General features: G+C 52.6%; 15 protein-coding genes. 3 read left to right on the top strand and 12 right to left on the bottom strand.

Annotated elements, in window-relative coordinates; translation table 11 throughout:
- Positions 1 to 5: 5 nt before the first annotated feature.
- The 7 genes from IRJ17_RS14075 to IRJ17_RS14045 all read right to left on the bottom strand — a co-directional run bounded on the left by IRJ17_RS14075 (position 6) and on the right by IRJ17_RS14045 (position 5,417).
- On the bottom strand, positions 6 to 512 hold the full coding sequence (locus IRJ17_RS14075; protein ID WP_122964877.1) for a hemerythrin domain-containing protein: 507 nt from the start codon (positions 510 to 512) through the stop codon (positions 6 to 8).
- 125 nt (positions 513 to 637) lie between these two features.
- On the bottom strand, positions 638 to 937 hold the full coding sequence (locus IRJ17_RS14070) for a hypothetical protein (RefSeq protein ID WP_122964876.1): 300 nt from the start codon (positions 935 to 937) through the stop codon (positions 638 to 640).
- Positions 930 to 1,121 carry a hypothetical protein gene (locus IRJ17_RS14065; RefSeq protein ID WP_122964875.1) on the bottom strand — a complete coding sequence of 64 codons (192 nt, stop codon included), beginning with the start codon at positions 1,119 to 1,121 and terminating at the stop codon, positions 930 to 932. The genes IRJ17_RS14070 and IRJ17_RS14065 overlap by 8 nt, the downstream gene beginning before the upstream one ends.
- A complete protein-coding gene (locus tag IRJ17_RS14060; RefSeq protein WP_242775106.1) occupies positions 1,111 to 1,635 on the bottom strand; it encodes a Rieske (2Fe-2S) protein in 525 nt (174 codons plus the stop codon). The genes IRJ17_RS14065 and IRJ17_RS14060 overlap by 11 nt, the downstream gene beginning before the upstream one ends.
- Before the next feature lie 18 nt (positions 1,636 to 1,653).
- Positions 1,654 to 2,223, bottom strand: coding sequence for a 4Fe-4S dicluster domain-containing protein (locus IRJ17_RS14055; protein ID WP_122964873.1), 570 nt, complete (start codon positions 2,221 to 2,223; stop codon positions 1,654 to 1,656).
- On the bottom strand, positions 2,216 to 4,390 hold the full coding sequence (locus tag IRJ17_RS14050) for a molybdopterin oxidoreductase family protein (protein ID WP_242775104.1): 2,175 nt from the start codon (positions 4,388 to 4,390) through the stop codon (positions 2,216 to 2,218). The genes IRJ17_RS14055 and IRJ17_RS14050 overlap by 8 nt, the downstream gene beginning before the upstream one ends.
- The gene (locus tag IRJ17_RS14045; protein WP_173596965.1) at positions 4,377 to 5,417 is read right to left on the bottom strand and encodes a hypothetical protein; all 1,041 of its coding nucleotides are present in this window, start codon (positions 5,415 to 5,417) and stop codon (positions 4,377 to 4,379) included. Before IRJ17_RS14045 ends, IRJ17_RS14050 begins: the two co-directional genes overlap by 14 nt.
- Positions 5,418 to 5,618: 201 nt before the next feature.
- Between IRJ17_RS14045 and IRJ17_RS14040 the strand changes: the two genes are divergently transcribed.
- On the top strand, positions 5,619 to 6,323 hold the full coding sequence (locus tag IRJ17_RS14040) for a Crp/Fnr family transcriptional regulator (protein WP_122964870.1): 705 nt from the start codon (positions 5,619 to 5,621) through the stop codon (positions 6,321 to 6,323).
- A gap of 99 nt (positions 6,324 to 6,422) precedes the next feature.
- Here the strand turns inward: IRJ17_RS14040 and IRJ17_RS14035 are convergent, their stop codons facing one another.
- Positions 6,423 to 7,952, bottom strand: coding sequence for a nitrate/nitrite transporter (locus tag IRJ17_RS14035; RefSeq protein WP_122964869.1), 1,530 nt, complete (start codon positions 7,950 to 7,952; stop codon positions 6,423 to 6,425).
- Positions 7,953 to 8,197: 245 nt separating this feature from the next.
- Between IRJ17_RS14035 and IRJ17_RS14030 the strand changes: the two genes are divergently transcribed.
- The gene (locus IRJ17_RS14030) at positions 8,198 to 8,452 is read left to right on the top strand and encodes a hypothetical protein (RefSeq protein WP_122964868.1); all 255 of its coding nucleotides are present in this window, start codon (positions 8,198 to 8,200) and stop codon (positions 8,450 to 8,452) included.
- 20 nt (positions 8,453 to 8,472) lie between these two features.
- Here IRJ17_RS14030 and IRJ17_RS14025 read toward each other — a convergent pair whose 3' ends face one another.
- From IRJ17_RS14025 to IRJ17_RS14010, 4 genes are all read right to left on the bottom strand, one after another.
- Positions 8,473 to 8,979, bottom strand: coding sequence for a hemerythrin domain-containing protein (locus IRJ17_RS14025; protein ID WP_371736947.1), 507 nt, complete (start codon positions 8,977 to 8,979; stop codon positions 8,473 to 8,475).
- 158 nt (positions 8,980 to 9,137) lie between these two features.
- Positions 9,138 to 10,430 carry a hydroxylamine reductase gene (gene hcp, locus IRJ17_RS14020; protein ID WP_173596961.1) on the bottom strand — a complete coding sequence of 431 codons (1,293 nt, stop codon included), beginning with the start codon at positions 10,428 to 10,430 and terminating at the stop codon, positions 9,138 to 9,140.
- A 174-nt stretch (positions 10,431 to 10,604) separates the two neighbouring features.
- Entirely contained in the window at positions 10,605 to 11,399 is a 795-nt protein-coding gene (locus IRJ17_RS14015) for an HAD family hydrolase (protein WP_242775102.1), read from the bottom strand.
- Positions 11,400 to 11,503: 104 nt separating this feature from the next.
- Positions 11,504 to 12,007: an Lrp/AsnC family transcriptional regulator gene (locus IRJ17_RS14010; protein WP_122964865.1), complete on the bottom strand. Its 504-nt coding sequence runs from the start codon at positions 12,005 to 12,007 to the stop codon at positions 11,504 to 11,506.
- 208 nt (positions 12,008 to 12,215) lie between these two features.
- Here IRJ17_RS14010 and IRJ17_RS14005 point away from each other — a divergent pair, with 208 nt between their 5' ends.
- Positions 12,216 to 13,130 carry a DMT family transporter gene (locus IRJ17_RS14005; protein ID WP_122964864.1) on the top strand — a complete coding sequence of 305 codons (915 nt, stop codon included), beginning with the start codon at positions 12,216 to 12,218 and terminating at the stop codon, positions 13,128 to 13,130.
- Positions 13,131 to 13,199 lie beyond the last annotated feature (69 nt).

Genomic DNA, 13,199 nt, shown 5'->3' with positions numbered 1-13,199 from the left:
CTTTGTTACACCCCTCTTCCTGTTTCTTTCACGGCTTCCATGATCGCCGCTTTTTTCGCCTGATCCAGCACATGCTCTGCCATCGGAAACAGCAGCTTTTCTTCTTTATGAAAATGATCGTGCAAAAGTCGGTACAGCGTCGTCGTGACTTCGCGCAGTCTCGTCGTTTCGCGCCCGGCACATTGGCAACATACGGTTTCTTCGCGCAATTTGCTCAGCTGGCTGACAAGCTGGCGGTGCTCCTCCATCATCATCTGGACAGGCTGCGCCGTGTACCCCAGCGACTCCGTCAAGGCGACAAACAATAGCTCCTCTTCCCGTCTGTGATGCTCCTGCAAGCTGTCCACCAGCTGTGCGATTGTCAGCCGAAACTCTTCCACCGTTTGCGCGCTCATGATTCGGCTTTGATAGACGAGCTGTTTCAGCTTTTCCATCGATTGCTCCAAGCTTGCGTGCTCCGAAGAAAACAAATGACCAAGCCGCTCTTCTCCATCCGTTTGTTGACCGTTCATACGGGTCCCTCCCCCGCCGCTTTCTCAAAGACCTCTTTTAAGTGCCTTACAAGCTGTGAACACCCTTACAATTGGAGTATAAGACGCTAGGAAAAAAAAGCCAACCTATCATGCAACGGTTGACTTCATTTGGCAAAAGTGATCGTGTACTTGAGTTTTCCCCTGCGATCAAGTGCGGTGAGCACGATCGCGTCCTTTTCCAGCGCGAATCCAACTTCTTCTTGAACCGGAACAGCGAGAAACTGGCAATGGTTAAAATACAGGCGAACATGCTCACCTTCTTCTGTAAACTCCCATTTCGCCAAATGTCTCTCGATGATCGGGGCTGGTTGAAGCTCTGCATCTTCCGCCAAGTCTGTAATGCCGATTCGCATGCGAGCGTTTGTCAGCTGTGACAGCTGCTGGTCGAGCATCAACTTATTCATGGCTGCGCCCCTCTTTTCGATAAAGAAATACCGCCAGCGGAAACAGCAGCAGATTGACGACGGAAAGCCCAATCACTTCTTCATATCGCGCAAAGTAAAACAGGTTGACGGTATATTGGGTGCAGATCAGGTTGGCAAACAGCACGAGACAAAGCAGCAGTACCCCGCGATAGCTACGCTTCATACAGCTTCACCCCAATCGCGTATATCACGCCATGTTCAACCGCCAGCTCGATTTCCGGAAGCGGTCGGCGCGGCGGGCCCGCCAGCGGATTTCCTGTCTCGACATCAAATTTGCCATGATGGCACGGGCAGAGCAGCTCATGATTTTCCTTGCTCCAGAACACCGGGCATTTCAGATGGGTGCAAGCGTTTTGATAAGCTTTGTACTCGCCTTCCCGAACACAGACGAGAAGGGCGCTGTCATGCGTTCCCGGATAGGCAAATTCCTTGGCATCCCCTGCTCGCAATGCAGCCACTTCCGCAATTTTTTGCCTCGGCTGCTCACCTGCTTCCCCATGCAGCAGCTTCTGGGCCGCCATCGCTCCCCACGGGAGAGTGGAGACGGCGAACAATCCGGCAGCACCGACCAGCGTTTTCATAAAGCCCCGCCGATCGAGACTCCGCTCGTTCGACTTGACGATGTTGTGGGTATACGTATCATTCCGATCGGATCGTGGTTGTTTCTCTTCGTTCATGCTGCAGACCTCCTTCGACTAGAAAAGCTTCTGCACCCCTTGCAAAATACCGGGCAGACTGATTTTTACGTTCGTCTCGCTCTCCAGCGGCTCCAGGCTTTGACTGGCGATCCATTTGCCGCCTGCGAGCCGGTGCGCGGATTGTTTTTCGGCAAGCTCGCTCTCCGTTAGCCACTGGAGCGTGTTGGTCGGACAAACCGAAGCGCACATCGGCGGGATTCCATCTTTGGTCCGGTCGTAGCACAGATCGCATTTGTACATCAGGTTTTGCTCCTGATCAAACTTGGGAATCCCGTACGGGCAAGCAATCGTGCAGTTTTGACAGCCAATGCACTTCTCCACGAGCGCCGAGAGCACTGCACCAGTGTCGGCGATTTGGATCGCTTGCGCCGGACAACTTCGCGCACAAGCGGGATTGACACAGTGCAGGCACATGAGCGGGATCGTCTGACGCGTTTGCATCGGATCGACATCCATGACGTAGTTGCGATTTCGGCTGTCGTGTCCGCCGCATTGCGTGCAGGCAGCCAGGCAACTGCGACAGCCGATGCAGTTGTCCATTTCGATGTAGAGCAGTTGTTTAGCCATGCTGCCGTTCCTCCTCTTCGAGCTTGACGATCTCGGCTGCGCACGCCTTAAATTCCGGCATTTTGCTGTACGGATCAAGGGCAGGGTTCGTGAGCAAATTGATCGATTCATGCTTGCCCCAGTGGTACGGGACAAACACTGTATCCGGCCGGATCGCCGCGATGACTTTTACCTGGTATACCGCTTCGCCCCGTCTTGTTTTCAGCAAAACCTTTTCTCCGTGGGCGATTCCGTATTTTTGCGCGGTATCAGGATGCACTTCCAACAGCGGGTCCGGGTACATGTCACGCAAAAACGGGATTCGCCTTGTCTGATTCCCTGACAGGTAGTGATAGACGACGCGGCCTGTCGTCAGGCGCAGCGGATACTCTTCATCCGGTTCTTCGGCTGGCGGACGATAAGGCAGCGCACAAATTTTCGCCTTGCCGTCCGGATGGTAAAACGTTTTGTCGAGAAACAAATGCGGCTGTCCCGGGTCTTGTTCATCCCTGCACGGCCAGAACACGCCTTGCCGCTCTTCGATTTTCTCGTAAGTAATTCCGTAGTAGTCAGCGGTGCCGCCTTGGGAAACGCGGCGCAGCTCATCGAAAATTTCACGCGGCCCGCTCAGATGCTCGAAATATTGACCGCGGCCCATCCGCTTGGCGATTTCAATCTGTATCCACCAATCCGGCCTGGACTCGGCATACCAGCTTTGGGCCTGGCGATGGCGGATGACGCGCCCTTCCAGATTCGTCGTGGTGCCATCGTCCTCCGCCCAGCTCGTCGTCGGCAGCACGACATCCGCATATTCCGCTGATTCCGACAGGTAAAAGTCCGAACAGACCATAAAATCGAGGCTTTTCAGAGCTTCCCGGACATAGTTCAGATTGGGGGCACTGACCGCCGGGTTGGAACAGAGCAAGTACATCCCGCGAATCGTCTTGTTGTGCATCAGTTCAAACATTTCGTAGGCAGATACGCCTTTTTGCGGCATCTCCGCCACGGGAATCCCCCAGGCGCAAGCCACTTCCTGCACGTGCTGCGGATTATCCATTTTCCGATAGCCAGGCAACTGATCTGCCTTTTGACCGTGTTCCCGTCCTCCCTGGCCGTTGCCCTGCCCGGTAAAGGTCGCCACGCCTGATTTCGGACGGCCGATCTTGCCCGTCGCAAGCGCCAGATTTGTATAGGCCGATACGTTATCCGTTCCTTTGGATTGCTGTTCGACACCCCGACAAAACATCACGATTGCCTCAGGTGCCTTGCCGTAAATCTCGGCTGCGCGAATGATTTTTTCCTGCGCAATGCCTGTAATCTCGCTGACGACCTCAGGTGTATACATTTCGACTAACGCTTTTGTTTCGGCAAAGCCATTGGTGTGATTGTGAATAAATGCCTCGTCGGTAGCGCCATTTTCGATCAAAAGGTGCAGCAGTCCGTTCGCCAATGCGAGGTCTGTCCCTGGCCGCAAATCGAGGTGGACGTCAGCGCGGCGGGCAAGCGGTGTCTCACGCGGGTCCACTACAATCAAGTAGCCGCCGCGATTTTGCACTTCCCAAATCCGAAACATGCTGGTCGGATGGCATTCCGCCGCATTGGAACCGGCAATCAGCAAACAATCGGTTTGGTGAATATCTGTCCACGGGACGGTTGAGCCACGGTCGATGCCAAAGCTGCGGTTAAACCCGGCAGCTGCTGACGACATGCAAAACCGCCCGTTGTAATCGATATATCGCGTTTGCAGCCCCACGCGGGCGAATTTGCCTGTCAAGTAACACTTTTCGTTCGTCATCGAAACTCCGGAGTAGACAGACAGCGTATCTTTGCCGTATGCTTCCTGCAATTCCGTGAATCGGCTTGCAATGAAAGTGAGCGCTTCATCCCAGGACACCTCTTCGAAGCCTTCCGCCGTTCCTTTCCATGCCGGATTGCGGCGGATGAGCGGCCTTTTGATCCTGTCAGGATGGTTGACCTGCTGATAAGCGGTAACCCCTTTTGGGCACATTTTGCCTAAATTGACCGGGAAGTCGTAACGCGGCTCTACCCCGATAATCGTATTCGTTCTCGTATCGACACGCAGGTTCATCCCGCACTGCATGCCGCAATAGCTGCAATGCGTGCTGACCAGCTTTTCTCCCGGATGGAGCTTGTTTTGGATCTCCTTGAAAAATTTATCCTTTTGCATGCTGGTTCGCCTCTTTCTCCGATCGGTGATGGGTAGGAATGCCGGTAAAACGGAAGATGCGATATTTTCTGCGACAAGGCAGGCACAACTCCGCAAGATGGAAGCCTTCTGCCGTTTCGAAGCGAATCTGGTTTTCCTGCAAGACATCGATCACGTCACCAGACTGCTCGGCGGACACAAACCGCTCTCCGCACACCTGGCAATGCTTCATTTCCTGCTCGGCATAATGCTCGCGATAATTGCGGGCGAAGACGCTCATCGGCCGGAACGGAATGTGCGCCAGCTTGCCAAAGGGCAAATAAATCAAGGTGACGATGACGGAAAACTGATGGATCATGCTCATCACCGGATGGCCGAAGCCGTGGAGAAACAGGTTGCTCACCGTCAAAAGCAAGCCGGTGATGCTGATGAACAGAAGCAGATAGAGCGGCAAGAAATCGTACAGAAAACTTTGCTCCGCACGGGCCTGCCAGTTTTTCAAGCGGCGGTACAGCGCCATGCACACTCCTGCGATCACCATGAACGCCGTAATGTTAAGCGCGTTGTAGAACAAAAAGGCAATCCAGCCATCCGCTTTGACTTGCAAAAGATCAATGCCCATCCCGACGACGGTGTAGGTGCCGTTATCCCCCATGGTGAAGTACATCCAGCCGAAGACGAGCGGAAATGTCACCAGTGCCGAGAGAATGCAGCCCCAGCCAAGCAGGATGTGCTGGGTCCAGCGATACCAGCCGCGATTCCAGATAAAGCGGTAGGTCGCCAGATGATCCACTGCCGTTTGCGGTGTGCTTTTGCGCAGCAACAGCCGCAACCCTTTTTTCAGGATAATGTTCGTTGGCGGTCGGTCAGCCCAAGCCGAGAACCGATAAAGAAACCCGCCGATGAACACGACTGTTCCCACCATGTAACCGTACAAGGCAAAATCCATGTGGGTAAAAAAACGAGAACCTAGGTACGAAGCCAAAAACAACACACAGACTGTATAGAAAGCCCTTCTGGCCACTTTGGACGCAAATGCCCGCTCCATGCGAACAACCTCCTCTGGTACAAAGCTTTGTCGATCGTTGGCTTTATTGTAACAAGGCCGCTGGCGCTCCAAAGTGACATACCTCACACCTGCATGCGATCGCCCAGAAGATGACACGCCTTTGTCAAAATCTCCGTGCTATAATGGGGCAGCAGGTTATGCGAGAGCAGAGCGGCAAGGAAAGCAGAGGTGCAACGATTCATGAAAAGTCTCACGTTTATTGAGCAGGTTTCTCCTGCTTTTGTTCATCAATTGGCACAAATCGGCACGAAGAAAAAAATGTCCCCTACAGAGTCCGTCCTGTTTATCGATGGGGAAGTTGCAGATAAGTTGTACTTGCTGGAATCAGGACAAATCAAGCTGACCAAAGCGACAGCCGACGGCAAGGAATTGACCTTGCAAGTATTTGGGCCAGGCGAGCTGGTCGGAATGGTCGGGCTTTTTGAGTCAGGCGTTACTTATACGTCTACAGCGACCATGCACGAGCCGGGCGAGGTCAACGTCATCCAGCGGAGCGCACTGGAGAAGCTGCTCTTGGAAAACGGTGAGTTTTGCGTCGACTTTTTGCGCTGGATGGCCATCATGAACCGGAGAATCCAATCCAAGTTCCGCGACTTGCTGTTGAACGGCAAAATCGGAGCCTTTTACTCCACGCTGATCCGCATGAGCAATACGTACGGAGAAGAACGAGAGGACGGCATTCTCATCAAGCTTTCTCTCACCAATCGCGATCTTGCCCAATTCATCGGCCTCACCCGCGAAAGCGTCAACCGGATGCTCGCCGATTTGAAAAAGCTGGATGTCATCGAGATCATGCCGCACGGATACCTGTTGATCAAAGATGTGGAGTATTTGAAAGAAGCAATCTGTTGTGACGATTGCCCGCCGGAAATTTGCCAAATGTAACAACGAACGCTGCACCGTTTGTCTCCTCCAAGCAGGAGAGCGCGTGCAGCGTTTTTTTGTATAAAAAAGACAGCCACGCGAACATGGCTGCCTTTTTTTCTAGCTGGTCGCAGAAACTGCCGGATTGCCTGGTTGAAGCTGTTGTGGTGTCAACTCGGTAAACATGCCTGCGTAATACTGGACGTCTCCCGCTTCATCCCGGATCGAGCTGATCGTCAGCCATTGGCGATAAACCTCGCCGCTCTTGCGCCTGTTCCAGATTTCGCCCTGCCAAAAGCCTGTGGCGGCAATCTGCTGCCACATCTGCTGGTAGAAGCCAGGTTCCTGCATCCCGGATTTTAACAGCTTCGGATTTTTGCCGACCACTTCATGACGCTCGTAGCCCGTCACCGCAGAAAAAGCGGGATTTACATCGCGGATGATCCCTTTCGTATCGGTGATGACGATGGCTTCTCCCGTGTTGTCGACGATCGTTTTGGCCAACTGCATTTTTTCCTGATAGTACATCCAGAAGACGAGGATCAGACTGGCTAACGCTACCTCGGACAAGGCCATGAACCCGATAGCGTAGTGACCTGTAAGGCTAAATAATAGCGAGAGAATCAATGGCGGGAAAAATCCGCCAAGCCCGCCCATCGCGGAAACGATCCCGTTGACGATCCCGGCTTGCTTGGAAAAGTAGTACGGAACCATTTTGAAAATCGTCCCGTTCCCGATTCCCGCGCAGACAGCAATCGCCAGGCACCCGATCGAATACAGCTGCAACGACGGCGAGAACGACAGAACGACCCCGAACAAGCTCAGTCCGGCAAAGACCACCATTAACACCTTCAAAGCATTGAAGCGATCTCCGAGCCAGCCTCCCAGCGGCCGGGCGATGGTGGCCAGCGCAATGAATCCGGCTGTCCGCATGCCCGCGTCTATTTTATCCAACCCGAAGCTGCTGACGAGAAAGTTTGGCAAATAGACGGTAAAAGCGACGAACGAGCCAAACGTAATAAAGTAAAACAGGCTGAGAAACCACAGCTTTTCATTTCGGTAAACCCCTTTGATCTGCTCCATCACGGGAGTCTTAACCCGCGTTTCTTTACGGTCGCCCCAGACGAAGTTAAGGAGTGCAAACAGCACGAGCAACCCCAGATAAAGCTTCACAGTGCCCGACCAGCCAATCTGCTTCGCCACGATGGGCGCGAAAAACGTGGAGAGCGCGGTCCCGGCATTGCCTACTCCGTAAATGCCGTTGACGAAGCCGTGCTTTTCCTTCGGATAATATTTGGGCAAGGAAGTCACGCCTACCGAGAAGATCGCGCCGCCAATCCCCAGAAAAAACCCTCCGATCATCAAATCCGCCGCCGAACGTGCTTCACTTATGTAGTACACAGGCACGAGCAGCAGAAGAAAGCTGACGGTAAACAGCAGTCTCGCCCCGAAGCGATTCGTATAATAGCCAATCGGAATACGCAACAAGGAGCCTAGCAAGACAGGTATCGCCGTAATCCAGGCGATTTGTCCTGCTGACAATTGCAATTCCTCTTTCATAAACGGCATCAAAGAAGACAAGATGACCCAGACCATGAATCCAGCAACGAGGCTGAATGTTTGCAAGGGTAGCTGAATTTTGCGAACCATCTATCACCACTCCTTTTCGTTAGGAAAAAAACGGAGTCGGCCAGACGAGGATGTTTCTGTGTCAGGCCGAACTCCCAATGCTCATCCCCCTTTTTACCTTATCCTCATCCTCGACGCTTCGTTGTGAGGAAAATCACAATCGCGCTCATTCACAAAATCGTTTGGAACCGTGTGATCGTACGCACAGTCAATTCAGCTCGTCTTGACCTATGCTTGGGGCACGACTGAGTTCGAGGTGACATGAGATGATGACAATTGCCGATATACAAGATGTCTTTTTTCTATGCGGCTTTCCCTATTACAAGCAGCTGTCGATCCAGGGACAGCAGGCAGACTGTACGTTTTACAGCATCCATTCCGACTATCGGAAAAAGGTGGTTCTCCAGCTGACAAGCAAGGCGGAGCTTCAACACCAGATTGCCCTGGAAGTCATCAAGTTTTGGGCGCACGATCTGAAAGCGCTTGAAGAGCAATTCATCGAGCACAGCCTGGTTGACTAGAGGGCTTGCCTTCGCTGTGCTCACAAGCGCTCTGGGTGTTGCGGCGCGATTTTTTCCAGAAGCTCCTGCTTTTCCTCTTCATTCAGCAGCTGTTGGGCCATGGGAAACAGCACTTGCTCTTCTTTTTGAAAATGCTGGAGCAAAACCTCGACAGCGCTTTGCAAATAGTCAGGGAAGCCATCCTCCAAAAAGCGGTTCAGAAAGCGTTTCGCCTGTTCGTGCTCGTATTCCATCACGGCAATAGGCCCCGCCTCCCTCCCGACATACTTGGCCATCATCGTAAACAATACGTCCTCTTCCTTCGCGGAGTGAGGCTCAAGCTCGGCAATAAAGGCGTTTGCGTTCGTTTGCAGTTCCGTTAGCAATTCTTCTTTGCGAATCGCGTCGGCAGCCACAAACTGTGTGGCAAGTCGCTGAAGTTCCACCATTTTTTCCACGAGCGGACCGTGTTCTGTTTTCAGTTGGGTTAAAGCGGCACAAAGAGCGTTTTCTTCCGGAGTCATTCCCATGGAACATCCAAACGGCATCATGCTTCCCCTCCCTTTTCTTTTCACAAATCTACTGTAATGGAAAAGAGGGGGAGACGCTGTTAAGTACGTCACACCTTCCCCCTTGCGCCCCCTCCTTTTTTCGGCAAACAAAGAAAAATGACCGCCCCACAAGGGACAGCCATCTTTTCCTGCCATTAATGCACGCCGAGCATTTCTTTCATGTCTTCTTGGGCATCGCCAATCAATTTGATCCGGAACAAATCTTGAAGCACGGTGAGCACGCCTGGCTGGATAAACTCCGGCAGCTTGGGACCAATTCGGATATCTTGAATGCCCAGGCTGAACAATCCGAGCAAAATTGCGACGGCCTTTTGCTCAAACCAGGAGAGGACGATGCTCACAGGCAATTCATTGACCCCGCAGCCAAACGCTTCCGCCAGCGCTGTCGCGATCTTGACTGTAGAACCGGAATTGTTGCACTGCCCCAGATCGATGTAGCGCGGAATATTGGTGCCCGGAACGACGCCGTAATCCACATCGTTGAAGCGGAACTTGCCACAGGAAGTTGTCAGGATGACGGTTTCTGGCGGCAAGGAAGTAGCCAATTCCCGATAGTAGTCGCCGCCTTTGCCTGGCGCATCACATCCGGCGATGACGAAAAAGCGTTTGATCTGCCCAGCCTTGACGGCATCGATGATTTCCGGCGCGATTCCCAATACCGTCTCGTGATGAAATCCGGTCGTCAGCGTCTGCTCCGATTCGATATGGGCTTTTGGCAAGGCAAGCGCCCGTTCGATGAGTGGCGTAAAATCGTCGTGTTCAATTTTGGTCACGCCCTCAAGCCCCGTAATATCGTAGGAGAAGAAGCGGTCCGCATAAGTGCCTTTGATCGGCATCACACAGTTGGTCGTCGCCAGGATCGCCCCCGGAAACTCTTCAAACAATCTCCGTTGGTCAAACCACGCTTTGCCGATATTGCCTTTCAGATGCGGGTACTTCTTCAGTTCGGGATAACCGTGCGCTGGCAGCATCTCCGAGTGGGTGTATATATTGATGCCTTTGCCTGCGGTCTGCTCCAACAGTTCCCGCAACGCAAACAGATTGTGCCCGGTCACAACGATGCAGTGTCCCTCGATTTTGTTCTGGGAGACGGTAATCGGCTCTGGAATGCCAAAGCGATCTGTGTGCGCCTTGTCCAGCAATTCCATCACTTTGATGGCTGCGCCCCCGACTTTCATTGCCATTTGCAAGTGTTCCTCTAAGTTAAAGTTAACGTTTGTCAGCGTGAAATATAAAGCTTCCTGCGTGATCCCATCCACTTCCGGATCGATGTACCCCAATTGTCTCGCATGTGTCGCATAGGCGGCGATCCCTTTCAGGGCAAAAATGATCGTGTCCTGGATGCTCGCCAATTCCTCGTTTTTGCCACATACGCCGATTACCTTGCAGCCGCCCGTCGGTGTTTGCTCACATTGATAACAAAACATCTTCATTTCCTCCTCTGTGTTGGCTGATCTTCATCTTGATCATACGGCGGCTGCGACTTGGGCGTGGTGATAAACATCACACTTTCGGATGCTTTGAAAAAATCAGCTTCTTCACGGCAAAAAACCCGCCAAATCGCTTGGCGGGCTTGTCTTTTACACGTGAATGGAGCCGTGTTACTCCACTGTATCGAGAATCGTCTGAATCTCGCGCAAGCTCACGATTTCGTGCACAGGGGCGATATCCCCCGCCAAAGTCGCGCCGTGCCGATTGATCCACATGTTGCGCATGCCGACTGCATTCGAGCCTTGAATATCCGTCGTCAGCTTGTCGCCGATCATGACGCCCTCTTCCGCTGTAATGCCCAGCAGGCTCATCGCATGTTCAAAAATTTCCGCCGCGGGCTTGCCTCGTCCGAAATCGCCGGAGATGACGATATGGTCGAAATAAGCGGCGAGGTTTGGCACGCCAGCCAGCTTTTCCTTTTGCAAGTCAGGCGAACCGTTTGTGAGCAGCAACAGCTTGTACTTCGCTTTCAACTGGTCCAGCACTTCGAACGTTTCTTCATAGACGATCGGGCGGCTTCTCCGCTCAGCGACGAACAGCTCTCCCAGTTTGTGTCCAAGCTCCTCGTCTTCTATGCCAAGCGCACGCAGGCCGCGCGTCCAGGCTTCCTTCCGATACGTCGGAACGAACGATTGCAGTTGGCGAAATTCCTGCTGCTTGCCTTCTGCAAATTGCGCCCACAGCCCTTCGAACGGGTTAATGCCAATCATTTTCGTAAAAGGAAATGCTTCAAACGCTTCGTACATCGCCCGTGCTTCCTGGCGCACGGCCGCTTCCAGACGTTCCCCGTCCAGCTCGTAATGCTTGGCAGCTTCCGCGCAAGTCGCCTGAAACGCCTCTTTTACACTGCGCTCATCCCACAGTAACGTATCGTCCAGATCAAATAAAACCGCTTTGATTGCCATTTCTCTCGGTCCCCTTCTCCTGCTCGTCATCTGTCTCTCCCTCTATGATTACGGAAATCGGCTGTTTTATCAACAGACTTCTGCGAAAAATCAGCCGAAGCTTCCTACAAGCTGTCAGGCTGTTCCTGCTCCTCCGCCGCAATCGGCAAGACGGTCGAAGATTTGATCTCTCGCAGCGACAGGTTCGTCTGCAACCGGGAAATGCCCAGTCGGTTGAGCTTGCGGATGAAGCTGTCCAACCCTTTGCGATCCTTGATGGCGACCTTGAGCAAGTAATCGTACTCCCCGGTTAAACAGTGGCATTCCAGCACCTCCGGCATGGAACGCAGGGCGCTCTCCAGCGTCTCCAGCTCCTTTTCCTGGTGAATGTTCGTGCTGATAAACACGAAGCACAAAAGGTCGAAGCCGAGCTTCTCCTGATCCAAAATCGCCACTTGCCGATTGATATAGCCTTCCGCTTCCAGACGCTTCACCCGGGTATGCGTCGCGGGAGGCGACAAACTCACTCTCCGCGCCAGTTCGGCATTGCTGATCGTCGCATCTTTTTGCAGCACATCCAGGATGTGAATGTCGACCTGATCCAGCACCTTGCTTACAAATGCTTCCATGCGGTTCCCCCCTCTTTTCATTCTTCCAAAAACGCCAAAGATTCCTTGTCTGTAACGAATGAAATTTCCTGTATAGATACTTTATGTGTGTTTTATCTCGAATTTTCCTTATTATACAGAATCTTATTTTGAATGTTCAACAAAAATGTTATGTTCATTAACAAGCTGATTCCAAACGACACCGTTCATGAAAAAGGGGCTATTTGCTATGCCAAATCGTTATGTACTGTTGCTATTGCTCACCAGCCTGTTGTGGGGCGGAAACTTCGTCCTGGGAAAATCGCTCGTCGGGCACGCTTCCCCGCTTACGTTGACCAGCCTGCGCTGGCTGATTGCGATCGTGTGTCTGTTGCCAATGGTCTGGTGGAAGGAAAAAAAGCTTTTGCCGCCAAAAGCAGCCGTGCTGCCGCTCGTACTGATGGGCGTTACAGGTGTCGTCCTCTTCAATCTGTTTCAATTTCTTGCGCTGGAGAGGACAACTGCGACGAATGTCGGACTGATTTCGACGTTAAACATGATCTCGATTGCGCTGTTTTCTTTTCTCTTTCTGAAGGAACGAATCAACATGTTCCAAATCGGCTGCATGGTTTTCTTGCTCGCAGGCGTGCTGCTCGTCTTGTCCAAAGGCAATGCCGACTACTTGCTCTCCCTGCGGTTCAACTCGGGTGATTTGTGGATGCTGGCCGCTGTTGGCGTCTGGGGCGTGTACTCGATTTGCAGCAAATGGGCCATGACGAAGACGACTCCGATGATGTCGATTCTTTACTCGGCTGTTTTCGGCCTGGTGATCCTCCTGCCTTTTAACCTGGCTGACTTCGCCGTATCTGATTGGAATGGCTCGTTTGTCGGCTCGCTTCTGTATACCGGGGTCATCTCCACGGTCGTGTGCATGGTGCTGTGGAACATCGGAGTGCAAAAGCTCGGCGCGACTACTTCCGGCCTTTTCCTCAATTTCAATCCGATCTTCACTTCAATCTTGGCGTTCCTGTTTCTCGGCGAGCAGATGACGTGGATTCAAGGAGTGGGCAGCAGCATCGTGATTGCGGGATGTTTTCTGTTTTCATATGGCAAAACGAAAGCAAAAGCAGTGGCGACCAGCCAGTTGACCGCCCGGCAAACGTAAACACGAAAAAACCGACCCAGTTTTAACGACAGGTCGGTTTTTATGCTTTTGCCTTCCCCCAAAGCTCCT

The sequence above is a fragment of the Brevibacillus parabrevis genome (assembly GCF_022701015.1).
Taxonomy (GTDB): Bacteria; Bacillota; Bacilli; order Brevibacillales; family Brevibacillaceae; genus Brevibacillus; species Brevibacillus parabrevis.
This window is presented reverse-complemented; position numbering and strand designations above follow the sequence as displayed.